This window comes from Solwaraspora sp. WMMD792 (genome assembly GCF_029626105.1).
In the GTDB taxonomy this organism is placed as follows: domain Bacteria; phylum Actinomycetota; class Actinomycetes; order Mycobacteriales; family Micromonosporaceae; genus Micromonospora_E.
The window spans coordinates 6,590,300-6,614,768 of the sequence record NZ_JARUBH010000009.1; the positions used below are offsets into that span (position 1 = coordinate 6,590,300).

The following is a 24,469-nucleotide window of genomic DNA, read 5'->3' on the forward strand; positions in this document are numbered from 1 at the left end:
CGGGCACGGATAGAGGATCAAGGGGTTACAGCGATGCCAGTGAAGGGCGACGCTCCGGTGCTTCCGGGCGCGCGGGCGGTTGCGCGGTACGTGCGCATCTCGCCGATGAAGGCGCGTCGGGTGGTCGACCTCGTCCGCGGTCTGCCCGCGAAGGAGGCACTCACCGTCCTGCAGTTCGCGCCGCAGGCCGCCAGTGAGCAGGTGTACAAGGTCCTGGCCAGCGCGATCGCCAACGCCGAGAACAACGAGCAGCTGGACCCCGACGCGCTGCTGGTCAGCGAGGCGTTCGTGGACGAGGGTCCGACGCTGAAGCGGTTCCGGCCACGGGCGCAGGGCCGGGCGTACCGGATCCGTAAGCGGACCTGCCACATCACCATCGCGGTGGAGGCCGTCGCCGCGGCGAAGCCGACGCGGCGGGCGGCCAAGGCCCAGCCGGCGAAGGCCGCGAAGAAGGCCCAGCCGGCCGAGGCGGCAGCGACCGACACGCAGCCGGCGGCCGTGGAGCAGACCGAGAGCACGGCGCAGGGCGGCACGACCGCGAACGAGCCGGCCGGCGGCAAGCAGAGCAGCACGGAGGGTGCCGAGTAATGGGTCAGAAAGTTCACCCGCACGGGTTCCGGCTCGGCATCTCGACCGACTGGAAGTCGCGCTGGTACGCGGACAAGCTGTACAAGGACTACATCGCCGAGGACGTCAAGATCCGCCGGATGATGTCCAGCGGTCTCGAGCGGGCCGGTATCTCCAAGGTGGACATCGAGCGGACCCGTGACCGGGTCCGGGTCGACATCCACACCGCCCGCCCGGGCATCGTCATCGGCCGCAAGGGCGCCGAGGCGGACCGGATCCGGGGCAAGCTGGAGAAGCTCACCGGCAAGCAGGTGCAGCTGAACATCCTCGAGGTGAAGAGCCCCGAGTCGGACGCGCAGCTGGTCGCGCAGGGCGTCGCCGAGCAGCTGGCCAGCCGGGTCAGCTTCCGGCGGGCGATGCGCAAGGCCATGCAGTCGGCGATGAAGAACCCGATCGTCAAGGGCATCCGGGTGCAGGTCTCCGGCCGGCTCGGCGGTGCGGAGATGAGCCGTACCGAGTTCTACCGCGAGGGTCGGGTGCCGCTGCACACGCTGCGGGCCAACATCGAGTACGGCTTCTTCGAGGCCCGGACCACCTTTGGTCGCATCGGCGTCAAGGTGTGGATCTACAAGGGCGACGCGGTCCCGGGGCGGGAGGCTCCGGCCGAGGCGCCCAGCCGTCCCCGCCGGGAGCGGCCGGACCGGCCCCGTCGCGGGCGTTCCGGCTCCAGCGGGACGACCGCCGGTGGCACCGAGGCCGGCCGGGCGGCCGCCGCGGAGATCTCCGGCGGCCCGTCGACCACGACCAGCAGTGCCGCGCCGGCTGATGCCGCGCCGGCCACTCCGGCCGCTTCGGCCGGAGCGGACAGCTCAGCGCAGGAGGGCTGACAGATGCTGATCCCGCGCAAGCCCCCGAAGGGCTTCCGCAAGCCGCATCACCCGAGCCGTACCGGCGCCGCCAAGGGCGGCACCCGGGTGGTGTTCGGCGAGTTCGGTATCCAGGCGCTCGAGCCGGCGTATGTGACCAACCGTCAGATCGAGTCGGCCCGTATCGCCATGACCCGCCACATCAAGCGTGGCGGCAAGGTCTGGATCACGGTCTTCCCCGACCAGGCGCTGACCAAGAAGCCGGCCGAGACCCGGATGGGGTCCGGTAAGGGCTCGCCCGAGTGGTGGGTCGCCAACATCAAGCCGGGACGGGTGCTCTTCGAGATGTCCTTCCCGAACGAGCAGATCGCGCGTGAGGCGATGCGTCGTGCGATCCACAAGCTCCCGATGAAGTGCCGCATCGTGACGCGCGAAGTGGGTGAAAGCTGATGGCAGCGGGCGTTTCGGCCGCCGAGCTGCGTGAACTCTCCGAGGAGGAGCTGGTCACGAAGCTGCGGGAGGCCAAGGCGGAGCTGTTCAACCTCCGCGTGCAGGCCGCGACCGGTCAGCTGGACAACAACCGCCGGCTGCAGGTCATCCGTCGGGAGATCGCCCGGATCTACACGATCATGCGTGAGCGTGAGTTGGGACTCTCCGCCGCGCCGACTGAGGTGGCTGCATCATGAGTGAGAACACCGCCCCCGAGCAGGGCGCAACGGTCGTCCGGGCCCGCCGCAAGGTTCGCGAAGGGCTCGTGGTCAGCGACAAGATGGAAAAGACCGTCGTCGTCGAGGTCGAGGACCGGGTCAAGCACCGGCTGTACGGCAAGGTCATGCGCCGTACCAGCAAGCTGAAGGCACACGACGAGCAGAACGCGTGCGGGGTCGGTGACCGGGTGCTGCTGATGGAGACCCGGCCGCTGTCCGCCACCAAGCGGTGGCGGGTCGTCGAGATCCTCGAGAAGGCGAAGTAGCCGGGCGACCCGTCCGCCGCCGTCGCGCGGCGTTCGGGTCGGTCGGGTCCGGATGGCAGCCCGCGCGTAGCGCGGACCAGGTTCTTCCAAGCTCCGGGTGACCGGAGGACTGGCAGACATAGGAGATAGACGTGATCCAGCAGGAGTCGCGACTGCGTGTCGCCGACAACACGGGTGCCCGGGAGATCCTGTGCATCCGGGTGCTCGGTGGCTCCGGTCGGCGCTACGCAGGCATCGGCGACGTGATCGTCGGGACGGTCAAGGACGCGATTCCCGGCGCCGGCGTGAAGAAGGGCGACGTGGTGAAGGCCGTCGTGGTCCGGACCGCGAAGGAGAAGCGGCGGCCGGACGGGTCGTACATCCGCTTCGACGAGAACGCTGCCGTCATCATCAAGGACGGTGGGGACCCGCGCGGTACCCGCATCTTCGGCCCGGTCGGGCGTGAGCTGCGGGACAAGCGGTTCATGAAGATCATTTCTTTGGCGCCGGAGGTGCTGTGACCGTGAAGGTGAAGAAGGGCGACACGGTCGTCGTCATCGCCGGTAAGGACAAGGGTGCCAAGGGCAAGGTCATCGCGGCCTACCCACGGCAGGACAAGGTCCTCGTCGAAGGCGTGAACCGGATCAAGAAGCACACCCGCATCCAGACCACCCAGCGCGGCGGGCAGACCGGTGGCATCGTCACCCAGGAAGCTCCGATCCACGTCTCGAACGTGCAGGTGCTCGACTCCGACGGCAAGCCGACCCGGGTCGGTTACCGGTTCGACGACAGCGGCCAGAAGGTGCGGATCGCGCGTAGCAACGGTAAGGACCTGTGATGACCACCGCTACCCAGACCAGGCCGGCGCCGCGCCTCAAGCAGCGGTACCGCGAGGAGACCATCGCGCAGCTGCGTGAGCAGTTCCAGTACGCGAACCCGATGCAGGTTCCGGGGCTCGTCAAGATCGTCGTGAACATGGGTGTCGGCGAGGCCGCCCGGGACGCCAAGCTGATCGACGGCGCCATGCGTGACCTGGCCACCATCACCGGTCAGAAGCCGCAGGTGCGTCGGGCGACCAAGTCGATCGCGCAGTTCAAGCTCCGCGAGGGGATGCCGATCGGCGCGAAGGTCACCCTGCGTGGTGACCGGATGTGGGAGTTCCTGGACCGGCTGCTGTCCATCGCGCTGCCCCGGATCCGGGACTTCCGCGGGCTGGACGGTCGCAAGCTCGACGGCAACGGCAACTACACCTTCGGGCTCACCGAGCAGTCGGTGTTCCACGAGATCGACCAGGACCGGATCGACCGCACCCGGGGCATGGACATCACGGTGGTGACCACCGCCAAGACCGACGACGAGGGCCGGGCGCTGCTCAAGCTCCTGGGCTTCCCGTTCAAGGAGAACTGAGCTATGGCCAAGAAGGCGCTGATCATCAAGGCCGCCGCGAAGCCGAAGTTCTCGGTGCGCGCGTACACCCGTTGCCAGCGGTGCGGGCGGCCCAAGGCGGTCTACCGCAAGTTCGGCCTCTGCCGGGTCTGCATCCGGGAGATGGCGCACCGCGGTGAGCTGCCCGGCGTGTCCAAGGCTTCCTGGTAACCCCACCTTGACAGGTCTTCGCCGTAGGCCCGGTGGCACAGCCACCGGGAACCCCGGCGAGAAAGGTTGACGAGACCCATGACGATGACCGACCCGATCGCAGACATGCTGACCCGTCTGCGCAACGCCAACCAGGCGTACCACGACCGGGTGACGATGCCGTACTCGAAGGTCAAGGCGAACATCGCCGAGGTCCTCAAGGCCGAGGGTTACATCTCGACCTGGCAGGTCGAGGACCCCGCGGAGGGTGCCGTCGGCCGGCGGCTGGTGGTCGATTTGAAGTACGGCCAGAACCGGGAGCGCAGCCTCGCCGGGATCAAGCGCGTGTCCAAGCCGGGTCTGCGGGTGTACGCCAAGTCGGATGAGCTGCCCCGGGTGCTCGGCGGCCTGGGCGTGGCGATCATTTCGACGTCCCAGGGGCTGCTCACCGACCGGCAGGCCCGTAAGCGGAGCGTGGGCGGGGAAGTCCTCGCCTTCGTCTGGTAATCGGGAGACTGGTAACAATGTCGCGTATTGGACGTAAGTCGATCCCGGTGCCGGCCGGCGTCGATGTCAAGATCGATGGCCAGACCATCACGGTCAAGGGCCCCAAGGGCGAGCTGTCGCACGTCCTGCCCGAGTCGATCACCGTTGAGCGGGCCGAGGACGGTCAGCTCCAGATCAACCGGGCCAACGACGAGCGCCAGGCCAAGGAACTGCACGGGCTGAGCCGCACCCTGGTGTCGAACATGGTCATCGGGGTGACCGACGGTTACCGCAAGACCCTGGAGATCGCGGGTACGGGTTACCGGGTCACCGCCAAGGGCAAGGACCTGGAGTTCGCGCTCGGGTTCTCGCACCCGGTGCTGGTGCCGGCCCCGGAGGGGATCACCTTCACCGTGGAGCGGCCGACGCTGTTCCACGTGGCCGGGATCAACAAGTGGCAGGTCGGTGAGGTCGCCGCCAACATCCGGAAGATCCGCCCGCCGGAGCCGTACAAGGGCAAGGGCATGAAGTACCAGGGCGAGGTCATCCGCCGCAAGGCCGGAAAGGCAGGTAAGAAGTGAGCGCCACACTGCTGAAGCGTCGGGCGGGCGGCAGCGTCTCCGCGCGGCGTGCCATCGGGCGGGCGCGCCGGCACTTCCGGGTGCGCAAGAACCTCAGCGGGACCGCGCAGCGGCCGCGCCTGGTGGTCACCCGTTCCCTGAAGCACATGGTCGCCCAGATCGTCGACGACACCAAGGGCCACACCCTGGCGTCCGCGTCGACCATGGACGCGTCGCTGCGGGGTACCGCAGGTGCCAAGAGCGAACTGGCCGGCAAGGTGGGCACGCTGCTCGCCGAGCGGGCCAAGGCGGCAGGTATCTCCAAGGTCGTGTTCGACCGTGGGGGCAACCGGTACGCGGGGCGGATCGCCGCGCTGGCCGACGCCGCCCGCGAAGCCGGACTCGAGTTCTAGCGGCCGTCTGATGCCTGTCCAGACGCAAATCGAAGCAAACCCCGTCACGAGTAGGAAGGAAGGCTGCTGATGCCAGGTCAACAGCGTCGTGGCGGCGGGTCCGGTGGCAACGAAGGTGGTCGCCGCGACAACCGCCGTGAGGGCGGTCGCGGCAACGCGCCCGTCGAGAAGACCCCACACCTGGAGCGCGTCGTCGCGATCAACCGGGTCGCCAAGGTCGTGAAGGGCGGTCGGCGTTTCAGCTTCACCGCCCTGGTGATCGTGGGCGACGGTGACGGCACGGTCGGCGTGGGTTACGGCAAGGCCAAGGAGGTGCCGGCGGCGATCGCCAAGGGTGTCGAGGAGGCCAAGAAGCACTTCTTCAAGGTGCCCCGGATCGCCGCGTCGATCCCGCACCCGGTGCAGGGCGAGGACGCCGCTGGCGTGGTCCTGCTGAAGCCGGCGAGCGCCGGTACGGGTGTGATCGCCGGTGGCCCGGTGCGTGCGGTGCTGGAGTGCGCGGGCATCCACGACGTGCTCTCCAAGAGCCTCGGCTCGTCGAACCCGATCAACATCGTGCACGCCACGGTCGCCGCGCTGAAGAGCCTGGAGTCGCCGGAGGCGGTCGCCACCCGGCGTGGCCTGCCGGTCGAGGACGTGGCCCCAGCCGCGATGCTCGCGTCCCGCGCGGGCGCAGGGGCGTGACAGCGAAGATGAACGGAGGGCGGCTGTGATGGCACGTCTGAAGGTGACCCAGGTCCGGTCCGGGATCGGGACCAAGCGCAACCAGCGGGAGTCGCTGCGGTCGCTCGGTCTGAAGCGGATCAACGACGTGGTGGTCAAGGAGGACCGGCCCGAGATCCGGGGCATGATCTTCACCGTGAACCACCTCGTGAAGGTCGAGGAGGTCGAGTAATGGCGATCAAGGTCCACCACCTCCGGCCGGCGCCGGGGGCCAAGACCGCGAAGACCCGGGTGGGCCGCGGTGAGGGCTCCAAGGGCAAGACCGCCGGTCGGGGCACCAAGGGCTCCAAGGCCCGCAAGAACATCCCGGCGGCGTTCGAGGGTGGGCAGATGCCCATCCACATGCGTCTGCCGAAGCTGAAGGGCTTCAAGAACCGGTTCAAGGTCGTCTACCAGGTGGTCAACCTGGACCGGTTGGCGGAGCTCTTCCCGAACGGTGGTGAGGTCGGTCCGCAGCAGTTGGCCGAGTCCGGTGCGGTCCGCAAGGGCCAGCCGGTCAAGGTGCTGGGCAGCGGCGACCTCGGTGGTGTGTCTCTCCAGGTGTCGGCGCACGCGTTCAGCGGGTCGGCCAAGGAGAAGATCACCGCAGCTGGCGGCTCGGTCACCGAGCTCTGAACACCCAGCTTGGACGTGGCGCTCGCTCAGTTGTCCGCGACTGACGGGCGCCACGGCCTACTGGTGAAGCCTCCGTCCCGTTAATATCGGGACCGGTGTATGTTCTAGGGCACGCCTGCCCAGACCGACGCCGGACTGTTAGAGTCCGATGCCAGCCATGGATATCGGGCGCTCCGCACCCACCCCGACCCGCCAGAACATCCGGCGGCCGCCTCGCGCAGGAGGAAGAAGTTGCTCTCCGCCTTTCTCAGTGCGTTCCGCACGCCTGACCTGCGCAAGAAGCTGCTGTTCACGGTCTTCATCGTCGCGATCTACCGGCTCGGCGCCACGCTGCCGAGCCCAGGCGTGTCGTACGGCAACGTGCAGCAGTGCATCACCGCCCTGGAGTCCGGGGACTCCAGCGGGGTCTTCACCCTGCTGAACCTCTTCTCCGGCGGTGCGTTGCTGTCCCTGTCCGTCTTCGCGCTGGGCATCATGCCCTACATCACCGCGTCGATCATCCTGCAGCTGCTCACCGTGGTGATTCCGCGGTTGGAGCAGCTCCGCAAGGAGGGGCAGTCCGGCCAGGCCAAGATCACCCAGTACACCCGGTACCTGACCCTGGGCCTGGGCATCCTGCAGGCCTCGGCGTTCGTCGCGCTGGCCCGCTCCGGGCAGCTGTTCAACAACCAGTGCGACCAGTGGCCGATCATCCCGGACGGGACCGGCCTGCCGACCTGGTTGACGCTCAGCGTGCTGGTCATCACGATGACCGCCGGCACCGGCATGGTGATGTGGCTCGGCGAGCTGATCACCGACCGGGGCGTCGGCAACGGTATGTCGGTGCTGATCTTCACCTCGATCGCGGCGCGGCTGCCCAGCGAGGGTTGGGCCATCAAGAACACCCACGGCTGGGGCATGTTCGGCCTGGTGATCGTGCTGGTCCTGGTGGTCATCACCGCAGTGGTCTTCATCGAGCAGGCACAGCGCCGGATCCCGGTGCAGTACGCCAAGCGGATGATCGGCCGGCGGATGTACGGCGGCACCTCGACCTACATCCCGTTGAAGGTCAACCAGGCCGGTGTCATCCCGGTGATCTTCGCCTCGTCGGTGCTCTACCTGCCGCAGCTCGGGCTGCAGTTCTTCGATCCGAACGACCCTGGTCAGGTCCAGGCGTGGATCCAGAACAACCTGGCGAACCCGACCAGCCCGATCTACATCGTCACGTACTTCTTTATGATCATCTTCTTCACGTACTTCTACGTGTCGATCACGTTCAACCCGACCGAGGTCGCGGAGAACATGAAGAAGTACGGTGGCTTCGTGCCCGGCATCCGGCCGGGCCGGCCCACGGCCGAGTACCTCGACTTCATCCTCAGCCGGATCACCCTCCCCGGTGCGCTCTACCTCGGCCTCATCTCCGTCCTGCCGAACTTCTTCTTCATCTGGCTGGACAGCGACCAGTACGTGAACTTCCCGTTCGGTGGCACCGCCGTGCTCATCATGGTCGGTGTCGGTCTGGAAACCGTGAAGCAGATCGAGAGCCAACTCATGCAGCGCAACTACGAAGGGTTCCTCCGGTAGATGAGGCTGGTACTGGTCGGTCCCCCCGGGGCGGGGAAGGGGACCCAGGCCGAGTTCATCGCCGCTCACCTGGTCGTGCCCAAGATCTCGACCGGGGACATCTTCCGGGCCAACGTCTCCCAGGGCACGCCGCTGGGTGTCGAGGCCAAGCGATACATGGACGCCGGCAAGCTGGTCCCGGACGAAGTGACCATCAACATGGTCCGGGACCGGCTGGCCGAGCCGGACGCCGCTGAAGGCTTCCTGCTCGACGGTTTCCCGAGGACCACTCCGCAGGCCGCCGCGCTGGACAAACTGCTGGCCGACCTCGGCACCGCGCTGGATCTGGTGCTGGAGCTGGTCGTCGACGACGACGAGGTGATCCGGCGGCTGTCCGGTCGGCGTACCTGTCGCGGCTGCGGCAAGATCTGGCACGTCGAGTTCGACGCGCCGGCGACCGAGGGCCGCTGTGACCGGTGCGGCGCCGAGCTGTTCCAGCGCGACGACGACAAGCCGGAGACCATCGCCCAGCGCCTGGTGGAGTACGCCGAGAAGACCGCGCCGCTGGTCGACTTCTACGGTGCCCAGGGCAAGCTGGTCGGGATCGACGCCACCGGGCCGGTCGAGGACGTCACCGTACGCGCGATCGACGCCCTGCGTTCGTACGGCGGGTAGCGTCCGATGCGCCGCCAGCAGTTGGACATCCAGCTGAAGACCCCGGAGCAGATCGACCGGATGCGCGCCGCCGGCCTGGTGGTCGCCGACGCCCTGGCCCGGATGCGGGCGGCGATCGCCCCCGGCGTCTCCACCGCCGACCTGGACGCCATCGCCGCGGAGACGATCCGCGACGCCGGCGCTGTCCCGTCGTTCAAGGGCTACCACGGCTACCCGGCGACCATCTGCTCCTCGGTCAACGAGCAGGTGGTGCACGCGATCCCGGCCGCCGGGCAGGTGCTGCGCGACGGTGACGTCATCTCGGTCGACTGCGGGGCCGTACTGGACGGCTGGCACGGCGACGCGGCCTTCACCGCTCCGGTCGGGGAGGTACGTCCGGAACTGCTGCGGATGATCACGGTCGCCGAGGACGCGCTGTGGGCCGGGATCGCCGCTGCGGCGCGCGGTGCGGTCAGTGGCCGTGGCCGGCTCACCGACATCTCGTACGCGGTGGAACGGGCGATCCGGGCGGGCGGCCGGTACGGCATCGTCGAGGGCTACGGCGGCCACGGGATCGGCACCGAGATGCACCAGGACCCGCACGTGCTCAACTACGGCCGGCCGGGCAAGGGCCCGCGCCTGGTCCCGGGGATGGCGTTGGCCATCGAGCCGATGATCACCGAGGGGTCGGCCCGCACCGACGAGCTCGCCGACGGCTGGACGGTGGTGACCCGGGACGGGTCGATGGCGGTGCACGTCGAACATTCGATGGCGCTGCTGCCGGACGGCGTCTGGGTGCTGACCGCGCCGGACGGCGGCCGTTCCCGGCTCGGCGATCTGGTGACCGCCCGTCAGCCGGCCGATTCCCGACGCTGACCCGGGGCCTGCCCCGGCTCCGGCCGCTCTCTGGTCAGGTCCGGTGCCGGTCTGGTCGGGCTGGCACCGGGGTGTCAAGCTGGTAGCCATGGATCGGCGGGACGGGATGCGGGCGGCCGACGCCGACCGGGAAGCAGTGGCCGAGCGGTTGCGTAACGCGCTGAGCGAGGGTCGACTGGATCTTGCCGAGTTCGACGAGCGGCTGCAGCGGGCCTACGCGGCGAAGACATACGGCGATCTGGACGGCCTGCTCGACGATTTGCCGCCGGTGACCGCCGCCGGACGCTCGCAGTTGGCCCCGGTCGTCACCGACGGGTTGCCCGCCGAGTTGACTCCCGGCCCGGACGGACGCTACCCCGCTGCGACCCGTCGGTGGCTGGTCAACGAGTGGGACGGGTACGGCACGGCGGTCGGGATCACCATCGCGATCTGGGCGGTGACCTGCGTCATGAGTCAGGACCTGCTGTACTTCTGGCCCGGCTGGGTGGCCGGCCCGTGGGGCGCGGTGCTGCTGGTGACCACCGTGCTGGGTCTGATCAAGGGCGAGCCGCAACAGTGGGCGGCCAAGCAGGCCCGGCGGCACCTGGCGAAGCAGGAGAAGGCGGAACGCAAGCGGCTCGAGCATGAGTCCGGCGGGGCCGACGGTCCGGCCCCGGGCCAGGGGTAGCCACCGGGCCGCACAGCGGACGCCATGCGGTCGGCCGGCGGCCGAAGGCCTGACTGACGCCCGGCGGGTCGCCGGTAAACTCCCTGCTCCTGCTGCTTTGTCGGGTATGCTGACCTGCGGCAGCGCGCGGTTTGCTGTCCGCGTGACAACCCGCGTACACTGATAGATCGGCGCACAGCGTCCACTCCAGCGTGCCTGCTCTGCGCTTCGGCAGGCCGTGTCTGATCGGGTGTCGCCTGGGTTTCCGTAACCCGGGTCGAGCCCGTCGTCAGACGTCTGGAGCCGCGGCTGGCGCGGTCGAATCGGTACGGTCGGCAGGCCGGACGGGTCCGTCCGCGAATGGTGTTGTGAGCCGATCCCGAGCAACCGACGTCAGGACAGCGGAGGACATGCCGAAAAAAGACGGGGCCATCGAGATCGAAGGTCGAGTGATCGAGCCACTACCGAACGCCATGTTCCGGGTAGAGCTCGCCAACGGCCACAAGGTACTGGCTCACATCAGCGGCAAGATGCGGCAGCACTACATCCGCATCCTGCCCGAGGACCGGGTCGTCGTCGAGCTTTCGCCGTACGACCTCACCCGAGGGCGCATCGTCTATCGCTACAAGTAACCGCCTGACGGCGGCCGGGGCGTCCCGTGTCCGTCCTCAAGCCCGCACCGTGTATGCGGTCGGGCGTCAACGGAAGTAAGGCACACCGTGAAGGTCAAGCCGAGCGTCAAGAGGATCTGCAACAAGTGCCGGGTGATCCGCCGGCACGGCCGGGTGATGGTCATCTGCACCGACCCCCGGCACAAGCAGCGCCAGGGCTGACCCCGAGCCGACCGGCAGGAGCCGGGCCGGCGACGGGGCGGTTCAGGCGGCCGATCGCACAACAGCACATGCTCGTTCCAGCCGCGAGCACCCGGTGACCAGGTCGCCGTGTCCGCGGCGCAACCCCCGGTCGGAGGCCGGGGCCCGGCATGCCGGCCCACCCAGGTGGGTGGTCGGCGAGGGCAGCCGGGGTGGGGCGGGCTCAGACCTCCGTGCACACCACTTGAGGAGTACGCCCGCACATGGCACGTCTAGTCGGCGTGGATCTGCCCCGCGAGAAGCGGATGGAGATCGCGCTCACCTACATCTTCGGGATCGGCCGGACCCGTTCGATCGCCACGCTTGCCGCGACTGGCATCGACCCGAACAAGCGGGTCCGGGACCTCACCGACGAGGAGCTGGTCCAGCTCCGGGATCACATCGAGGCCAGCTTCAAGGTCGAGGGTGATCTGCGTCGGGAGGTTGCCGCAGACATCCGCCGCAAGGTGGAGATCGGCTGCTACGAGGGCATCCGGCACCGCCGCGGGTTGCCCGTGCACGGCCAGCGCACCCGGACCAACGCCCGGACCCGCAAGGGCCCGAAGCGGACCGTCGCCGGCAAGAAGAAGCCGGGCAAGAAGTAGTCCTGGCCGACGCCGGGCTCGCCCGGATACCTCGATCGTTCAATAGGAGCGCAGAAAACTTATGCCACCGAAGGCTCGCGCTGGAGCCGCTGTCAAGAAGGTCCGGCGCAAGGAACGCAAGAACGTCGCCCACGGGCAGGCGCACATCAAGAGCACCTTCAACAACACCATCGTCTCGATCACCGACCCGACCGGTGCGGTGATCTCCTGGGCCTCCGCCGGCCAGGTCGGTTTCAAGGGCTCCCGCAAGTCGACGCCGTTCGCCGCACAGCTGGCCGCCGAGGCCGCCGCCCGGCGGGCGATGGAGCACGGCATGCGCAAGGTCGACGTCTTCGTCAAGGGCCCCGGCTCCGGCCGGGAGACCGCCATCCGTTCGTTGCAGGCCGTCGGCCTGGAGGTCGGGCAGATCTCCGATGTCACGCCGCAGCCGCACAACGGGTGCCGTCCGCCGAAGCGTCGCCGGGTCTGAGAGGTTAGGAAGAGATGGCTCGTTACACGGGTGCTGACTGCCGCCGTTGCCGGCGGGAGAAGATGAAGCTGTTCCTCAAGGGCAGCAAGTGCGATGGGCCGAAGTGCCCGTTCGAATCCCGGCCCTTCCCGCCCGGCCAGCACGGCCGTGGTCGGACCAAGGAGACCGAGTACCTCCTCCAGCTGCGGGAGAAGCAGAAGGCCCGCCGGGTGTACGGCGTGCTGGAGAAGCAGTTCCGCGGCTACTACGAGGAAGCAGTGGCCAAGCAGGCGAAGACCGGTGAGGTGCTGCTGCAGATCCTGGAGTCCCGGATTGACAACGTCGTGTACCGGGCTGGCTACGCCAAGTCCCGGGACATGGCGCGCCAGCTGGTCAAGCACGGGCACTTCATGGTCAACGGCAAGAAGGTCGACATCCCCTCGTTCCGCGTCAAGGAGCACGACATCGTCGAGGTGCGGACGAAGTCGAAGGAGCTGACCCCGTTCCTGGTCGCCCAGGGCGAAGCCGGTTCCAAGACCGTCCCGGCCTGGCTGGAGGCGATCCCCAGCCAGATGAAGATCCTCGTGCACTCCATGCCGGCGCGTCAGACGATCGACACGCAGGTTCAGGAGCAGCTGATCGTCGAGCTCTACTCGAAGTGAGCCACCCCGTCGACGGGGGGTCGCGGTCGACCGGCGTCACCGACGTACGGCACCGGCCCGGCCCCCGTCGACGGGCGCACGACCGACGGGCGTCATATAGCGGTCGCCCCGACCCAAGGAGAAGTACGTGCTCATCAGCCAGCGGCCGACTCTGTCCGAGGAGTCGATCAGCGACACGAGGTCCCTGTTCACCATCGAGCCGTTGGAGCCGGGTTTCGGCTACACGCTCGGCAACTCGCTGCGGCGTACCCTGCTCAGCTCCATTCCGGGCGCGGCGGTCACCAGCATCAAGATCGACGGCGTGCTGCACGAGTTCACCACGATCCCCGGCGTCAAGGAGGACGTGGTCGAGCTGGTCATGAACGTCAAGGAGCTGTGCGTCAGCTCCGAGCACGACGAGCCGGTCAGCATGTACCTGCGCAAGCAGGGCCCCGGTGACGTGACCGCCGGAGACATCCAGCCGCCGGCCGGGGTCTCGGTGCACAACCCGGACCTCAAGTTGGCCACCCTCAACGGCAAGGGCCGCCTCGACATGGAGCTCACCGTCGAGCGGGGTCGCGGGTACGTCACCGCCGCGCAGAACAAGCAGGCCGGTGCCGAGATCGGCCGGATCCCGGTCGACTCGATCTACTCGCCGGTGCTCAAGGTCACCTACCGGGTGGAGGCGACCCGGGTCGAGCAGCGGACCGACTTCGACCGGCTGATCATCGACGTCGAGACCAAGGCGTCGATCGGGCCGCGTACCGCGCTGGCCTCGGCCGGCTCCACCCTGGTCGAGCTGTTCGGCCTGGCCCGCGAGCTGGACGAGACCGCGGAGGGCATCGACATCGGGCCGTCGCCGCAGGACGCCCAGCTGGCCGCTGACCTGGCGCTGCCGATCGAGGAGCTGGACCTGACCGTACGGTCGTACAACTGCCTCAAGCGCGAGGGCATCAACAGCGTCGGCGAGCTGATCGGGCGGACCGAAGCGGACCTCCTCGATATAAGGAATTTCGGTCAGAAGTCGATCGACGAGGTCAAGATGAAGCTCGCCGGGATGGGGCTGGGTCTGAAGGATTCGGCGCCCAACTTCGACCCGGCACACGTCGTGGACTCCTTCAGCGAAGCCGACTACGACACCGACGACTACCGCGAGACCGAGCAGCTGTAACGCCGGCTGCCGCCACCACTGAGGAGCACCAACCATGCCCACGCCCACCAAGGGCCCCCGCCTCGGCGGCAGCCCCGCGCACGAGCGGATGATGCTGGCCAACCTGGCCACCTCGCTGTTCCGGTACGGCAAGATCAAGACCACCGAGACCAAGGCGAAGCGGCTGCGTCCCCTCGCGGAGCAGCTGATCACCAAGGCCAAGCGGGGCGACCTGCACTCGCGCCGTCGGGTGCTGACCGTCGTGCGGGACAAGGACGTGGTCTTCGAGCTGTTCGACCAGATCGCGCCCCGGTTCGCCAACCGTCCGGGTGGCTACACCCGGATCGTGAAGACCGGACCGCGTAAGGGCGACAACGCCCCGATGGCGATCATCGAGCTGGTCGAGGAGCTGGTGGTGACCACCCCGGCGCCGGCCAAGGCCGACCGTCGGGCGGCCGCCCAGCAGGACAAGGTCGAGGCGCTCGCCGGTGCCGACGAGGCACCGGCCGCGCGTACCGACGCGGACACCGCGGCCGACCAGGACGCCGAGCCGCCGGTGTCGGCCTCCGGTGACACCGACACCGCTGCCACCCAGGCCGCCCCGGCCGGCGAAGGCGACAACAAGGCCTGAGCCGCCGATTAGGGCGACACGGCCTGGTCGGTGACGACCACATCCGGTGGGACCCGGCGCTGCGACAGCGGCGTCGGGTCCCACCGTCTTTCCGGCAACCACGCGACCTTTCCGGCAACCATCCGACACAGGAGGATCAGGTGCGGCAGGGGTACGTCCGGCTGCGGCTCGATGTCGCGTACGACGGCACCGACTTCTCCGGCTGGGCGGTGCAGCCGCAGCGGCGGACCGTCGCCGGGGTGCTGACCGAGGCCCTGGACCGGGCGTTCGGGCCAGGCGTCGCACTTGGGCTGACCGTGGCCGGGCGTACCGACGCGGGGGTGCACGCCACCGGCCAGGTGTGCCACCTCGACGTGCCGGCCGAGGTGTGGAGCGAACGGTCCGCGACGCTGCTGCGCCGGTTCGCCGGTACGCTGCCCCGCGACGTCCGGGTGCGGGCGGTCACCGAGGTGCCGGCCGACTTCGAGGCCCGGTTCGCGGCCACCTACCGGCGGTACGCCTACCGGGTCACCGACGCCCCGTACGGTGCGGAGCCGCTGCGCCGGCACGACACCCTCGCCTGGCCCCGTCCGCTCGACCTGGCCGCGCTGAACGCCGCCGCCGCCGAGCTGGTCGGCGAGCACGACTTCGCCGCGTACTGCCGGCGCAAGGAGCACGCCACCACGATCCGGCAGATCACCCGGCTGGACTGGCACCGGGACGCGGACGGGACACTGATCGGCACCGTACAGGCGGACGCGTTCTGCCAGGCGATGGTGCGTAGCCTGGTCGGGGCGATGCTGTTCGTCGGTGACGGCCGCCGGCCGGTCGACTGGCCGGGCAGCCTGCTGACCCGGCGGGAACGGTCCAGTGAGGTCACCGTCGCCCCGCCGCACGGACTCACCCTGGTCGAGGTCGGCTACCCCACCGACCCGGCAGGTTACGCGGCCCGCGCCAGCGTCACCCGCCGGCTGCGGCTACCGGCTGCCGACTGACGGCCGGTCACCGAGCTGCTGCCGCGTCGGCCCCGGCGTCGGCTGCATCCGGTGCCGACTCGCCGTCGGCCGCTGCGGGATCGCCGTCGGACTCGGCCGGCTCGTCCGGTGCTGCCGGTTGCACTGCCCGCTTCTCCAGCACGTTCGCCTGCAGGTGCAGTTGCAGCATGTCGAAGAGGATCTGCCGGGCGTACGGGTCGTCGGCGGGCACCGGTTCGCTGTCGGCGCGGGCGATCACGCAGTACATCAGGAAGTGGCCGAGCGAGTGCCAGCCGACCTGGGCGGAGGAGAGCGCGATCGCCTCGGTCCCCTCGTCGGCGATCATGCCCTGAAAGCGGCCCTTCTCCTCGTCGACCATCGGCTTGATCCGGGTGTGTGCCCATTCCGCGCCGGAGGCGTCGGCCAGATTGAACACCCCGGTGGTGATCAGGTACTCGCCGGTCGGTGACCGTAGCGTGCCGCGGACCACCTGGTTGCAGCCGAGCTCGTCGAGCAGGGTGCCGATGTCGCCGGCGACCGCCGCCCGGCAGCGCTCCTCGATCTGGGTCTTCAGCAGCCGGTACGGCGGCTCGGCCGGGTCGATCACGATGTCACCGGTCGGGAAGACCTCCTCAACGGTGAGCGGCTGCGGGTCGGCCTCCCGGGAGCTGATGTCCCGGGGGACCACGGTCGGTGCCGCCGCCGGTGCACCCGCCGCCGCCCGCCCGTTACGTTCGTCCACGACGATGAAGTACGAGCTCAGCCCGCAGACGCCGAGCATCAGCAGGACGGCGACGCCGCTGATCACGACCTGCCACAGCTTTGTCGACGACCACACTGCCGTGGCCGGCCCGGTCGGTCGCCGGCCGTGAGGTTCAGTGGGACCGTCGGTCGGGGGTCGACGCGGTCGGGGGGTCCTGCCCGGCGGCGGGGCGGTGCCCGGCCGCCGACGTCCGGCCTGACGACGTGTCCTGGGACTCCGAGGCGATCCGGGCGCGGTAGGTCCGCCGGCGGGCGGCGCGCCGCCCGCCGGGCTCGGTGCGGCCGGCGGCGGGAATGCCGGCGGGGGCCGGAATGCCTGCGGCGGTGGCACAGCGTAGTGTGCCGGGCCGGCACCGCGCTGCGGCGGCGCGACGCCCGGCGGCGGTACGGCGTAGCGCGCCGGCCCGGTGCCGCGCGGTACGGCGTAGTGCGCCGGCCCGGCACCCGGCGGCGGTGCGGCAGGCGGCGGCCGACTCGGCAGCCCCGGATGCGGTTGGGGCTGAGCGCGGGGATGCGGTTGGGGCTGGGCGCGGGGGTGTGCTCCCGGCGGCGGCTGGGCCCCGGGGCGCGGTCGCGGTGACGGCTGTCCACCGGGGTGTGCTCGGGGTGTCGGCTGGGGCCGGGGGCGCGGTGGCGTCGGCGGTACACCGGCGGACCCCGGCGGCCGAGCCGATTGATCGGGTCGAATCGGCCGGCGGTCCGCGCCGGATTCGTACCCGTACGTCATATCGCACAGAGTAACGGACGGATTGGGGGGAGAGCTGCCGGTCAAGACTTGCATCAATTGAAGATCGGGCATAAGCCCTATCGATCGTGGTGACCGCCGTCAACGCCGTACCCAGGTTGGGCGACAATGCCCCGGTGACCGGCGACCACTACTTCAGCCCGCAACCCGGCACCGCGGACGTACGGTCGGAGATCGAGTTCACGGTGGCCGGGCGCGACTACCCGCTGACCGCCGCCGCCGGGGTGTTCTCCGCCGGCCGGCTCGACCCGGGCACCGCCGTACTGCTGCGCAAGGCCGACCTGCCCGCGCCGACCGACCCCGGTCCCTTCCTCGACCTCGGCTGCGGGTACGGCCCGATCACCTGCGTGCTGGCCGACCAGGCACCGGCCGCAACGGTCTACGCGGTGGACGTCAACGCCCGCGCCCGCGAGCTCACCCTGCTCAACGCCGACCGGCTCGGCGTCGCCGACCGGGTCCGGGTTGCTGATCCGGATTGCGTGCCGCCGGAGCTCACCTTCACCCAGCTGTGGTCCAACCCGCCGATCAGGGTCGGCAAGGCGGAACTGCACGCCCTGCTCGCCCGCTGGCTGCCCCGCCTCGCCCCGGGCGGCGTCGGCTGGCTGGTCATCGCCCGCTACCTGGGCGGCGACTCGGTGCAGCAGTGGCTGCGGGAGCAGGGCTGGCAGGTGGATCGGCACGCCAGCCAGAAGGGCTACCGGGTGCTGCGGGTCACCCACCACGCCGACTGACCGGTAGGCCAGGTAAGCCAGAGCCAGTGCCGGACGCCCAGCCGGCGGCGCGAATCTCAGCTGCCGACGACAGGCCCGATCAGGCACCATGCCTGGGTGGGATACGTGGACGTGGCCGCGGTGGGGCACACCCTGCCGGATGGTCGGGAGCTCTTTGCCGACGTGTCGTTCCGGGTCGGTGAGGGTGCGAAGGTGGCACTGGTCGGTCCGAACGGCGCCGGCAAGACGACGCTGCTGCGGATGGTCGCCGGTGACCTGCCGGTGGCCACCGGAGCAGTCGCCCGCGCCGGCGGGCTCGGCGTGATGCGGCAGTTCATCGGCATGATCGGCGACGACCGTACCCTCGCCGACCTGGCACTGTCGCTCGCCCCGCCGCCGCTGCGGGCCGCAGGAGAACGGCTCGCCGCCGCCGAACGGGCCGTGCATGCCGCGGAGGCCGCCGGCGCGACCCCGGCCGCCGCCGAGAAAACCCAGATCGGGTACGCCAACGCCCTCGCCGCCTGGGGCGAAGCCGGCGGCTACGAGGCCGAGGTCGTCTTCGACACGGTGGCCACCGCCGTGCTCGACCTGCCGTGGGAACGGGTCCATGACCGTCCCGTCCGGACACTCTCCGGTGGACAGCAGAAACGGTTCGCGTTGGAGTTGCTGCTGCGTGGCACCGACGAGGTGCTGCTGCTCGACGAGCCGGACAACTTCCTCGACGTACCCGGGAAACGGTGGCTGGAGCAGCGGCTGCGCGAGTCGACCAAGTCGGTGCTCTACGTCTCGCATGACCGGGAGCTGCTGGCCCAGACCGCCGACCGGGTGGTCGCCGTCGAAGGCGGCTCCGCGTGGACCCATCCGGGCGGCTTCGCCAGCTGGCACTCCGCGCGGGTCGCCCGGCACGCCCGGCTGGAGGAGCAGCGTCGCCGGTGGGACGAGGAGCACGAGAAGCTGCGCGAGCTGATGCTGATGTACAAGCAGAAGGCGGCGTACAACGACGGGTTGGCCTCGCGGTACCAGGCCGCGCAGACCCGGCTGCGCAAGTTCGAGGAGGCCGGCCCGCCGCCGCTGCCACCGAAGGACCAGTCGCTGCGGATGCGGCTGTCCGGCGGCCGCACCGGCAAACGGGCGGTGATCTGCGAGCAGCTGGAGCTTGACGGGCTGACCTACCCGTTTGACCTGGAGATCTGGTACGGCGACCGGGTCGCGGTGCTCGGCGCCAACGGCACCGGCAAGTCGCACTTCCTGCGGTTGCTGGCCCGGGGCGGCACCGACCCGGACCCGGCGGCCGGCCCGATCGCCGGCGCGACGCTGGCCCCGGTGGCCCACGACGGCATGGTCCGGCTCGGCGCCCGGGTGCGTCCCGGCCACTTCTCGCAGACCCACGACCGGCCGGAACTGCTCGACCAGACCCTCGCCGACGTACTGTGGCGCGGCGACGACCACCGCGACGGGATGGACCGGCACGCGGCGATGGCCGTGCTGTCCCGCTACGACCTGGCCGGCCAGGGCGACCAGCGGTTCGGCACCCTCTCCGGTGGCCAGCAGGCCCGGTTCCTGGTGCTGCTGCTGGAGTTGTCCGGCGCGACCCTGCTGCTGCTCGACGAGCCGACCGACAACCTGGACCTGGCGTCGGCGGAGGCGCTGGAGGAAGGGCTGAAGGCCTTCGAGGGTACGGTGATCGCGGTCACCCACGACCGTTGGTTCAGCCGGTCGTTCGACCGGTTCGTGCTGTTCCAGGGCGACGGCGAGGTGGTCGAGGTCCCCGAGCCGGTCTGGGACGTCCGTTGACCGTCGTAGGCTGGCCGGTGTGACTGAGATGATCTACCGCCGGTTGGGCAACTCCGGGCTGATGGTGTCGGCGGTCGGGGTCGGCTGCAACAACTTCGGCCGCAAGCTCGACGCCGCCGGCACCCGGGCGGTGGTCGACGCGGCGATCGACGCCGGGATCACCCTGTTCGACACCGCCGACATCTACGGCACGCCTTCGGGCGGTTCCGAGGAACAGCTCGGGGCGGCGCTGCGCGGCCGCCGTGACGACGTGGTGCTGGCCACCAAGTTCGGCATGGACATGTCGGGGATGAACGGCGTCGACCACGGGGTACGCGGCTCGCGGCGGTACATCGTGCGGGCCGTCGAGGCGTCGTTGCGTCGACTCGGCACCGACCACATCGACCTGTACCAGTTCCACGAGCCGGACCCGGTCACCCCGATCGAGGAGACCCTGCAGGCCCTGGACGACCTGGTACGCGGCGGCAAGGTCCGCTATCTGGGCTGCTCGAACTTTGCCGGCTGGCAGATCGCCGATGCGGCGTGGACCGCGCGTACCGGTGGGCTGTCGCCGTTCGTCAGTGCGCAGAACGAGTACAACCTGCTGGACCGGCGGGTGGAGCAGGAAGTGGTGCCGGCCTGCCAGCGCTTCGGACTGGGGCTGCTGCCGTACTTCCCGCTCGCCGACGGGCTGTTGACCGGCAAGTACCGCCGGAGTGAGGCGCCGCCGCCCGGCAGCCGGCTGGCCGGCGAGAGCAGCCGGTACGCCGCCCGGCTCGCCGGGGCGCCGTGGGACGTCATCGAGGCCCTCGACGCGTACGCCGCGAAGCGAAACCTGCCGCTGCTCACCGTCGCGATCGGCGGCCTGGCCGCGCAGCCGGCCGTGGCGTCGGTGATCGCCGGGGCGACCACCCCCGAGCAGGTACGGGCGAACGCCGCCGCCGGGACCTGGCAGCCGGACGCCGCCGACCTCGCCGAACTGCGGTCGATCCTGCCGGAGCCCGCCGGCCCCGGCGGCTCGCTGAGCTGACCGGAACTGCATCCACAAGATCATGTGAGGCTCAGATACCCTACGTCGCGCTCGTAAGGTATCTGAGCCTCACATGATCTTGTCTCCTCGGCTGGACTTCCGCCGATGATCAATTAGCGGTTCAGCAATGGCGTCGTGGCGTTGTGGTAGAGATATGTCCACTCGATAGTGAATGTCGTCTGTCGATCATTCTGTCGTCGGTGAGTGGCATATCAGGAGGTGGCAACGTGCCCGCAGCATTGTTGAACTCGTCGGTGCCGCGGCGGCAGCTCGGTCGGGAGCTGCGTCGGTTGCGGGAGCGGCTGGCCCGTGTTCCGCAGACCACGGCGGCTCGGGAGTTGGAGTGGTCGGCGACCAAGCTGCTGCGGATGGAGCGCGGTGAGGGCTGGTGGCACGACTACGCCAGCATCCCGTCCTGGTTCGAGCTCTACATAGGTCTCGAAGAGGCTGCTTCAGCGCTCCGCCAGTACCACACGTGCTTCGTCCCTGGCGTGTTGCAGACCCGCGAGTACGCGACTGCGGTGTTCAGCATGAACCAGGACGAGGTACCTGCCGAGGAGGTCGAGCGCAGGGTCGAGGTGCGGATGCGCCGCGCGCGGCTGCTGACCCGGCTCGAGCCGTACCTGCCCAGGTTTGACATCCTGCTGGACGAAGCGATCCTGCGCCGGCCGATCGGCGGTGCACAGATCATGGCTGGCCAACTCCGGCGTCTCGCCCAGGCCAGCGAACTGCCGAACGTCTCGATCCGGGTGCTGCCGTTCAGCGCAGGGCTACATGCCGGTCTGATGGCCCACGGTTCGTTCATAGTTCTGGATTTCCCGGAAAAATACGAACCGACCACTGTCTACGTGGAGGGTCTGACCGGCGCGCTCTTCCTGGACCGGCCGGACGAGCGCGACAGCTATGCTTGGAGCTTCAGCGGCGTGGGTGATCTGGCAATGGACGAGCAGCGCAGCCGCGATCTGCTCTGGCGGACGGCGAGGGAGTACGACGGTGATCGACTTTAGTTCCGCCAACTGGCGGAAGATCAGCCGGTCGAACAACCAGGGCCAATGTGTCGAGGTGGCTGACGGGCTGGGCGGGGTCGTCGGGGTGCGGGACTCGAAGGATCCGGCTGGTCCGGTGCTGGTGATCGCCCCGGCAAGCTGGTCGAGCTTCGTCGCCGCCGCGAGGGCTGGCACCTTCACCAGCTAACGCTTCTGGGTCCGGCCGACCAGAGGATCGCGTAGGGCGGCCGTCGCCAACGAGCGCATGTGGTCCTGGGTGCAACCACGGGTCTACCACACGTGGTGTTGGAATCCGGCACGCCAGACGCACAAAGGGCCCGCGTGAGCGGGCCCCAAGGCGGCTGCGGGAACCCCGAAGGGCCTCCTGCGCTACCGAAAATAGCATGACTACCGGTAGTCACCTGCGCCAATGACGCATCCGGGCTGCGCGTGATCTTCGTCCGTCCAGCTGATGGTGAGCCTGGTCACGGCCGACAGCGGCGGGGTGGGCAGCGACCGAAGGTTGCCTCGGATCGGCCCTTGGCGGATCGACGAGACCGTCGTACGGTAACAGGCAAGTAACCCACGGGAGCCCGGTGCACCGGGCTGAGAGGGAGGCTGACGCGGCCTCCGACCGTCGAACCTGATCCGGGTAATGCCGGCGCAGGGAGGAGCGTTGCCGTGCCGTCCCTTGGGCGACTGCATCTGATCACCGACACCCGACCCGGGCGTGACCCGCTCGGCGTACTGCGGGCCGCGCTCGCGGCCGCGCGGTCCGCCGACGCCGCCGCCGACCTGGTCGTGCAGGTCCGGGTCGAGGACGACATGTCGGACCGGGACGCATACGAGCTGACCGGCCGCGCGGTCGCCGAATGTGCCGCGTACCAGGTGACCTGCCTGGTCAACGACCGGCTGCACGTCGCGCTCGCCACCGGCGCGGCCGGCGCGCACGTCGGCGCGCTGGACCTGCCGGTCGACGCCGCCCGCCGGGTGCTCGGCCCGGACGCGGTCCTCGGCGCCACCGCCCGCGACCCGGCCACCGGGCGGGCGGCGGTCGCTGCCGGGGCGACGTACCTGGGGGTCGGTCCGTGCTACGCCACCGGCACCAAGACCGGGCTGCCCGACCCGATCGGGCCGGCTGGGCTGGCCGCCGTCGTCGCCGCCGTCGACGTACCGGTGGTGGCGATCGCCGGGATCACTGTGGACCGGGTGCCGGACCTGCTGGCCGCCGGGGCGCACGGGGTCGCGGTGGTCGGCGCGATCGCCGCCGCCACCGACCCGGGGCGGGCCACGGCTGAGCTGCTGGCGGCGGTACGGCAACGGCCGGCCGCCGCCGACGGAGCGCCGGCATGACGGTGACAGGCAGCGGAAACGCCAACGGCCGGGCCGATGTCGCGGTGGTCGGCGGCGGGCCGATCGGGATGAGTATCGCCTGGCGGTGCGCCAAGCGCGGGCTGCGTACCGTGCTCTACGATCCGGCACCCGGGTCCGGGGCGTCCTCGGTGGCCGCCGGGATGCTCGCCCCGGTCGCCGAGTCGCACTTCGGCGAGGCTGAGCTGACCCGGCTGCTGGTCGAATCGGCGGCCCGCTGGCCGGCGTTCGCCGCCGAGCTGACCACCGTCACCGGCCAGGACATCGGCTACCGCACCGACGGCACGCTGGTCGTCACGCTCACCGGCGACGACCGGCGCGAGGCGGAGCGGCTCTGGGCGTACCAGCAGAGTCTGGACCTGCCGATCACGCTGCTGCGCGCCACGGCGCTGCGCGAGCGCGAACCGGCGCTGGCGCCGAGGGTGCGTGGCGGTGCGCTGATGCCTGACGACCACCAGGTCGACCCGCGTCGGCTGGTCGCGGCGTTGGACACCGCGTTGGACCGGGCCGGGGTGACCGTCGTCCCGCAGCCGGTCACCGATCTTTCCGCACTGGACGCGCGGGTCGTCGTGGTCGCCGCCGGCTGCGGATCGGCGGCGCTGACCGGGCTGCCGGTCCGCCCGGTGAAAGGCCAGATTTTGCGGCTGCGGGCACCCGCCGGCGCCGTCGGGTTCCGGCACGTGATCCGGGGGTACGCCGACGGCCGGCACGTCTACCTGGTGCCGCGCGCCGACGGTGAGGTGGTCGTCGGCGCCACCGTCGAGGAGCGCGTCGACACCACCGTCACCGCTGGAGCGGTGCTGGAGTTGCTGCGCGCCGCCGCCGACCTGCTGCCGGAGATCGCCGAGTACGAGATGGTCGAGGCACAGGCGGCGGCCCGGCCCGGCACCCCGGACAACGCGCCGCTGCTCGGCTGGCACCAGCAGCCCGAGGTCAACTCGGCCGGCGGCACCGCAGGCCGGGAAGTGCTGGTGGCGACCGGGCACCACCGGCACGGCATCGTGCTGACCCCGGTGACCGCCGACCTGATCGCAGACCTGGCGGCCGGGGGCGACCCGGATCCGGCGCTGGCACCGTTCCAGCCGGCCCGGTTCACCGCCGCGACCAGCGAGATCGCGAGGGAGGAGCAGCCGTGGAGTTGATCGTCAACGGGGCACCGATGACCGCGCCGACCGGGACTTTGCTGGTCGACGTCGTCCGGGCGGTCACCGACCGGGCACGCGGCGTCGCTGTCGCCGTCAACGGTGAAGTGGTGCCGCGCAGCGGCTGGTCGGCCGAGCAGCTGTGCGACGGCGACCGGGTCGAGGTGCTGATCGCGGCGCAGGGCGGGTGAGTCGG

The 24,469-nt window shown here is 69.9% G+C and carries 36 protein-coding genes and 1 riboswitch; of the genes, 35 read left to right on the top strand and 1 reads right to left on the bottom strand.

Translation table 11 applies throughout. From position 1 onward, the window contains the following. Positions 1-33 precede the first annotated feature (33 nt). The 27 genes from rplV to truA all read left to right on the top strand — a co-directional run bounded on the left by rplV (position 34) and on the right by truA (position 15,775). Positions 34-588: a 50S ribosomal protein L22 gene (rplV, locus tag O7629_RS30665; RefSeq protein WP_278173685.1), complete on the top strand. Its 555-nt coding sequence runs from the start codon at positions 34-36 to the stop codon at positions 586-588. Continuing rightward, positions 588-1,454 carry a 30S ribosomal protein S3 gene (gene rpsC / locus O7629_RS30670; RefSeq protein ID WP_278173687.1) on the top strand — a complete coding sequence of 289 codons (867 nt, stop codon included), beginning with the start codon at positions 588-590 and terminating at the stop codon, positions 1,452-1,454. The genes rplV and rpsC overlap by 1 nt, the downstream gene beginning before the upstream one ends. A gap of 3 nt (positions 1,455-1,457) precedes the next feature. After that, positions 1,458-1,883: a 50S ribosomal protein L16 gene (rplP, locus tag O7629_RS30675; RefSeq protein WP_123606142.1), complete on the top strand. Its 426-nt coding sequence runs from the start codon at positions 1,458-1,460 to the stop codon at positions 1,881-1,883. Beyond that, positions 1,883-2,119 carry a 50S ribosomal protein L29 gene (rpmC, locus tag O7629_RS30680; RefSeq protein ID WP_278173689.1) on the top strand — a complete coding sequence of 79 codons (237 nt, stop codon included), beginning with the start codon at positions 1,883-1,885 and terminating at the stop codon, positions 2,117-2,119. The genes rplP and rpmC overlap by 1 nt, the downstream gene beginning before the upstream one ends. After that, on the top strand, positions 2,116-2,406 hold the full coding sequence (gene rpsQ, locus O7629_RS30685) for a 30S ribosomal protein S17 (RefSeq protein WP_123606140.1): 291 nt from the start codon (positions 2,116-2,118) through the stop codon (positions 2,404-2,406). The genes rpmC and rpsQ overlap by 4 nt, the downstream gene beginning before the upstream one ends. A gap of 131 nt (positions 2,407-2,537) precedes the next feature. Beyond that, complete coding sequence (rplN, locus tag O7629_RS30690) at positions 2,538-2,906, top strand: 50S ribosomal protein L14 (RefSeq protein WP_123606139.1); 369 nt, start codon at positions 2,538-2,540, stop codon at positions 2,904-2,906. Next, positions 2,903-3,223, top strand: coding sequence for a 50S ribosomal protein L24 (gene rplX / locus O7629_RS30695; protein ID WP_123606138.1), 321 nt, complete (start codon positions 2,903-2,905; stop codon positions 3,221-3,223). The genes rplN and rplX overlap by 4 nt, the downstream gene beginning before the upstream one ends. After that, on the top strand, positions 3,223-3,792 hold the full coding sequence (rplE, locus tag O7629_RS30700; RefSeq protein ID WP_278173693.1) for a 50S ribosomal protein L5: 570 nt from the start codon (positions 3,223-3,225) through the stop codon (positions 3,790-3,792). The genes rplX and rplE overlap by 1 nt, the downstream gene beginning before the upstream one ends. Positions 3,793-3,795: 3 nt before the next feature. Then, entirely contained in the window at positions 3,796-3,981 is a 186-nt protein-coding gene (locus tag O7629_RS30705; RefSeq protein ID WP_007465272.1) for a type Z 30S ribosomal protein S14, read from the top strand. A 78-nt stretch (positions 3,982-4,059) separates the two neighbouring features. Next, positions 4,060-4,467 carry a 30S ribosomal protein S8 gene (gene rpsH, locus O7629_RS30710; RefSeq protein WP_123606136.1) on the top strand — a complete coding sequence of 136 codons (408 nt, stop codon included), beginning with the start codon at positions 4,060-4,062 and terminating at the stop codon, positions 4,465-4,467. Between the two features lie 17 nt (positions 4,468-4,484). After that, complete coding sequence (rplF, locus tag O7629_RS30715) at positions 4,485-5,027, top strand: 50S ribosomal protein L6 (protein ID WP_278173695.1); 543 nt, start codon at positions 4,485-4,487, stop codon at positions 5,025-5,027. Positions 5,028-5,035: 8 nt separating this feature from the next. Further along, on the top strand, positions 5,036-5,419 hold the full coding sequence (rplR, locus tag O7629_RS30720; RefSeq protein ID WP_347403741.1) for a 50S ribosomal protein L18: 384 nt from the start codon (positions 5,036-5,038) through the stop codon (positions 5,417-5,419). A 69-nt stretch (positions 5,420-5,488) separates the two neighbouring features. Beyond that, positions 5,489-6,103, top strand: a complete 615-nt coding sequence (gene rpsE, locus O7629_RS30725; RefSeq protein WP_123606133.1) for a 30S ribosomal protein S5 — start codon at positions 5,489-5,491, stop codon at positions 6,101-6,103. A gap of 28 nt (positions 6,104-6,131) precedes the next feature. Further along, the gene (gene rpmD, locus O7629_RS30730) at positions 6,132-6,314 is read left to right on the top strand and encodes a 50S ribosomal protein L30 (RefSeq protein ID WP_199757998.1); all 183 of its coding nucleotides are present in this window, start codon (positions 6,132-6,134) and stop codon (positions 6,312-6,314) included. Next, complete coding sequence (gene rplO / locus O7629_RS30735) at positions 6,314-6,757, top strand: 50S ribosomal protein L15 (RefSeq protein ID WP_278173697.1); 444 nt, start codon at positions 6,314-6,316, stop codon at positions 6,755-6,757. Before rpmD ends, rplO begins: the two co-directional genes overlap by 1 nt. A 231-nt stretch (positions 6,758-6,988) precedes the next feature. Further along, positions 6,989-8,320, top strand: a complete 1,332-nt coding sequence (secY, locus tag O7629_RS30740) for a preprotein translocase subunit SecY (protein WP_278173699.1) — start codon at positions 6,989-6,991, stop codon at positions 8,318-8,320. Further along, positions 8,321-8,974 (top strand): adenylate kinase, encoded by a 654-nt coding sequence (locus O7629_RS30745; protein ID WP_278173701.1) that lies wholly within the window; start codon positions 8,321-8,323, stop codon positions 8,972-8,974. A gap of 6 nt (positions 8,975-8,980) precedes the next feature. After that, positions 8,981-9,829 (top strand): type I methionyl aminopeptidase, encoded by an 849-nt coding sequence (map, locus tag O7629_RS30750; protein ID WP_278173702.1) that lies wholly within the window; start codon positions 8,981-8,983, stop codon positions 9,827-9,829. An 88-nt stretch (positions 9,830-9,917) separates the two neighbouring features. Next, entirely contained in the window at positions 9,918-10,496 is a 579-nt protein-coding gene (locus O7629_RS30755; RefSeq protein WP_278173703.1) for a DUF1707 domain-containing protein, read from the top strand. A gap of 389 nt (positions 10,497-10,885) precedes the next feature. Further along, complete coding sequence (gene infA, locus O7629_RS30760; RefSeq protein WP_007073013.1) at positions 10,886-11,107, top strand: translation initiation factor IF-1; 222 nt, start codon at positions 10,886-10,888, stop codon at positions 11,105-11,107. Positions 11,108-11,194: 87 nt separating this feature from the next. Next, entirely contained in the window at positions 11,195-11,308 is a 114-nt protein-coding gene (gene rpmJ, locus O7629_RS30765) for a 50S ribosomal protein L36 (protein ID WP_012184307.1), read from the top strand. A 242-nt stretch (positions 11,309-11,550) separates the two neighbouring features. Continuing rightward, positions 11,551-11,931, top strand: coding sequence for a 30S ribosomal protein S13 (gene rpsM / locus O7629_RS30770; RefSeq protein WP_123606127.1), 381 nt, complete (start codon positions 11,551-11,553; stop codon positions 11,929-11,931). Between the two features lie 61 nt (positions 11,932-11,992). After that, positions 11,993-12,400: a 30S ribosomal protein S11 gene (rpsK, locus tag O7629_RS30775; RefSeq protein WP_007073011.1), complete on the top strand. Its 408-nt coding sequence runs from the start codon at positions 11,993-11,995 to the stop codon at positions 12,398-12,400. A 14-nt stretch (positions 12,401-12,414) separates the two neighbouring features. Further along, positions 12,415-13,041, top strand: coding sequence for a 30S ribosomal protein S4 (gene rpsD / locus O7629_RS30780; RefSeq protein WP_278173704.1), 627 nt, complete (start codon positions 12,415-12,417; stop codon positions 13,039-13,041). A 127-nt stretch (positions 13,042-13,168) separates the two neighbouring features. Beyond that, on the top strand, positions 13,169-14,191 hold the full coding sequence (locus O7629_RS30785) for a DNA-directed RNA polymerase subunit alpha (RefSeq protein WP_278173705.1): 1,023 nt from the start codon (positions 13,169-13,171) through the stop codon (positions 14,189-14,191). 34 nt (positions 14,192-14,225) lie between these two features. Next, positions 14,226-14,801, top strand: coding sequence for a 50S ribosomal protein L17 (rplQ, locus tag O7629_RS30790; protein ID WP_278173707.1), 576 nt, complete (start codon positions 14,226-14,228; stop codon positions 14,799-14,801). Positions 14,802-14,941: 140 nt separating this feature from the next. Then, positions 14,942-15,775: a tRNA pseudouridine(38-40) synthase TruA gene (gene truA, locus O7629_RS30795; RefSeq protein WP_278173709.1), complete on the top strand. Its 834-nt coding sequence runs from the start codon at positions 14,942-14,944 to the stop codon at positions 15,773-15,775. A 7-nt stretch (positions 15,776-15,782) separates the two neighbouring features. On the opposite strand, the gene O7629_RS30800 is transcribed toward truA, so the two are convergent. Continuing rightward, positions 15,783-16,562 (bottom strand): hypothetical protein, encoded by a 780-nt coding sequence (locus tag O7629_RS30800; RefSeq protein ID WP_278173711.1) that lies wholly within the window; start codon positions 16,560-16,562, stop codon positions 15,783-15,785. Positions 16,563-17,377: 815 nt separating this feature from the next. Here O7629_RS30800 and O7629_RS30805 point away from each other — a divergent pair. The 8 genes from O7629_RS30805 to thiS all read left to right on the top strand — a co-directional run bounded on the left by O7629_RS30805 (position 17,378) and on the right by thiS (position 24,464). Further along, entirely contained in the window at positions 17,378-17,992 is a 615-nt protein-coding gene (locus O7629_RS30805) for a methyltransferase (RefSeq protein WP_278173713.1), read from the top strand. 96 nt (positions 17,993-18,088) lie between these two features. After that, complete coding sequence (locus O7629_RS30810) at positions 18,089-19,765, top strand: ATP-binding cassette domain-containing protein (RefSeq protein ID WP_278173714.1); 1,677 nt, start codon at positions 18,089-18,091, stop codon at positions 19,763-19,765. Between the two features lie 28 nt (positions 19,766-19,793). Further along, positions 19,794-20,774: an aldo/keto reductase gene (locus tag O7629_RS30815; RefSeq protein WP_278174745.1), complete on the top strand. Its 981-nt coding sequence runs from the start codon at positions 19,794-19,796 to the stop codon at positions 20,772-20,774. A 290-nt stretch (positions 20,775-21,064) separates the two neighbouring features. Further along, positions 21,065-21,781 (top strand): DUF5753 domain-containing protein, encoded by a 717-nt coding sequence (locus O7629_RS30820; protein ID WP_278173716.1) that lies wholly within the window; start codon positions 21,065-21,067, stop codon positions 21,779-21,781. Continuing rightward, a complete protein-coding gene (locus O7629_RS30825; RefSeq protein ID WP_278173717.1) occupies positions 21,768-21,968 on the top strand; it encodes a DUF397 domain-containing protein in 201 nt (66 codons plus the stop codon). Before O7629_RS30820 ends, O7629_RS30825 begins: the two co-directional genes overlap by 14 nt. A 367-nt stretch (positions 21,969-22,335) precedes the next feature. Beyond that, positions 22,336-22,447: riboswitch (TPP riboswitch) on the top strand. Next, positions 22,442-23,113, top strand: a complete 672-nt coding sequence (locus O7629_RS30830) for a thiamine phosphate synthase (protein WP_278173718.1) — start codon at positions 22,442-22,444, stop codon at positions 23,111-23,113. Its footprint overlaps the riboswitch before it by 6 nt. After that, positions 23,110-24,273 (top strand): glycine oxidase ThiO, encoded by a 1,164-nt coding sequence (thiO, locus tag O7629_RS30835; protein ID WP_278173719.1) that lies wholly within the window; start codon positions 23,110-23,112, stop codon positions 24,271-24,273. The genes O7629_RS30830 and thiO overlap by 4 nt, the downstream gene beginning before the upstream one ends. Further along, positions 24,264-24,464: a sulfur carrier protein ThiS gene (gene thiS / locus O7629_RS30840; RefSeq protein WP_278173720.1), complete on the top strand. Its 201-nt coding sequence runs from the start codon at positions 24,264-24,266 to the stop codon at positions 24,462-24,464. Before thiO ends, thiS begins: the two co-directional genes overlap by 10 nt. The last annotated feature ends 5 nt before the right edge of the window (positions 24,465-24,469 follow it).

Coding starts and splice junctions, on each gene's coding strand:
- rplV (WP_278173685.1), top strand. CDS start 34: ATGCCAGTGAAGGGCGACGCTCCGGTGCTTCCGGGCGCGCGGGCGGTT.
- rpsC (WP_278173687.1), top strand. CDS start 588: ATGGGTCAGAAAGTTCACCCGCACGGGTTCCGGCTCGGCATCTCGACC.
- rplP (WP_123606142.1), top strand. CDS start 1,458: ATGCTGATCCCGCGCAAGCCCCCGAAGGGCTTCCGCAAGCCGCATCAC.
- rpmC (WP_278173689.1), top strand. CDS start 1,883: ATGGCAGCGGGCGTTTCGGCCGCCGAGCTGCGTGAACTCTCCGAGGAG.
- rpsQ (WP_123606140.1), top strand. CDS start 2,116: ATGAGTGAGAACACCGCCCCCGAGCAGGGCGCAACGGTCGTCCGGGCC.
- rplE (WP_278173693.1), top strand. CDS start 3,223: ATGACCACCGCTACCCAGACCAGGCCGGCGCCGCGCCTCAAGCAGCGG.
- O7629_RS30705 (WP_007465272.1), top strand. CDS start 3,796: ATGGCCAAGAAGGCGCTGATCATCAAGGCCGCCGCGAAGCCGAAGTTC.
- rpsH (WP_123606136.1), top strand. CDS start 4,060: ATGACGATGACCGACCCGATCGCAGACATGCTGACCCGTCTGCGCAAC.
- rplF (WP_278173695.1), top strand. CDS start 4,485: ATGTCGCGTATTGGACGTAAGTCGATCCCGGTGCCGGCCGGCGTCGAT.
- rpsE (WP_123606133.1), top strand. CDS start 5,489: ATGCCAGGTCAACAGCGTCGTGGCGGCGGGTCCGGTGGCAACGAAGGT.
- rpmD (WP_199757998.1), top strand. CDS start 6,132: ATGGCACGTCTGAAGGTGACCCAGGTCCGGTCCGGGATCGGGACCAAG.
- rplO (WP_278173697.1), top strand. CDS start 6,314: ATGGCGATCAAGGTCCACCACCTCCGGCCGGCGCCGGGGGCCAAGACC.
- O7629_RS30745 (WP_278173701.1), top strand. CDS start 8,321: ATGAGGCTGGTACTGGTCGGTCCCCCCGGGGCGGGGAAGGGGACCCAG.
- map (WP_278173702.1), top strand. CDS start 8,981: ATGCGCCGCCAGCAGTTGGACATCCAGCTGAAGACCCCGGAGCAGATC.
- O7629_RS30755 (WP_278173703.1), top strand. CDS start 9,918: ATGGATCGGCGGGACGGGATGCGGGCGGCCGACGCCGACCGGGAAGCA.
- infA (WP_007073013.1), top strand. CDS start 10,886: ATGCCGAAAAAAGACGGGGCCATCGAGATCGAAGGTCGAGTGATCGAG.
- rpsM (WP_123606127.1), top strand. CDS start 11,551: ATGGCACGTCTAGTCGGCGTGGATCTGCCCCGCGAGAAGCGGATGGAG.
- rpsK (WP_007073011.1), top strand. CDS start 11,993: ATGCCACCGAAGGCTCGCGCTGGAGCCGCTGTCAAGAAGGTCCGGCGC.
- rpsD (WP_278173704.1), top strand. CDS start 12,415: ATGGCTCGTTACACGGGTGCTGACTGCCGCCGTTGCCGGCGGGAGAAG.
- rplQ (WP_278173707.1), top strand. CDS start 14,226: ATGCCCACGCCCACCAAGGGCCCCCGCCTCGGCGGCAGCCCCGCGCAC.
- O7629_RS30815 (WP_278174745.1), top strand. CDS start 19,794: ATGATCTACCGCCGGTTGGGCAACTCCGGGCTGATGGTGTCGGCGGTC.
- thiO (WP_278173719.1), top strand. CDS start 23,110: ATGACGGTGACAGGCAGCGGAAACGCCAACGGCCGGGCCGATGTCGCG.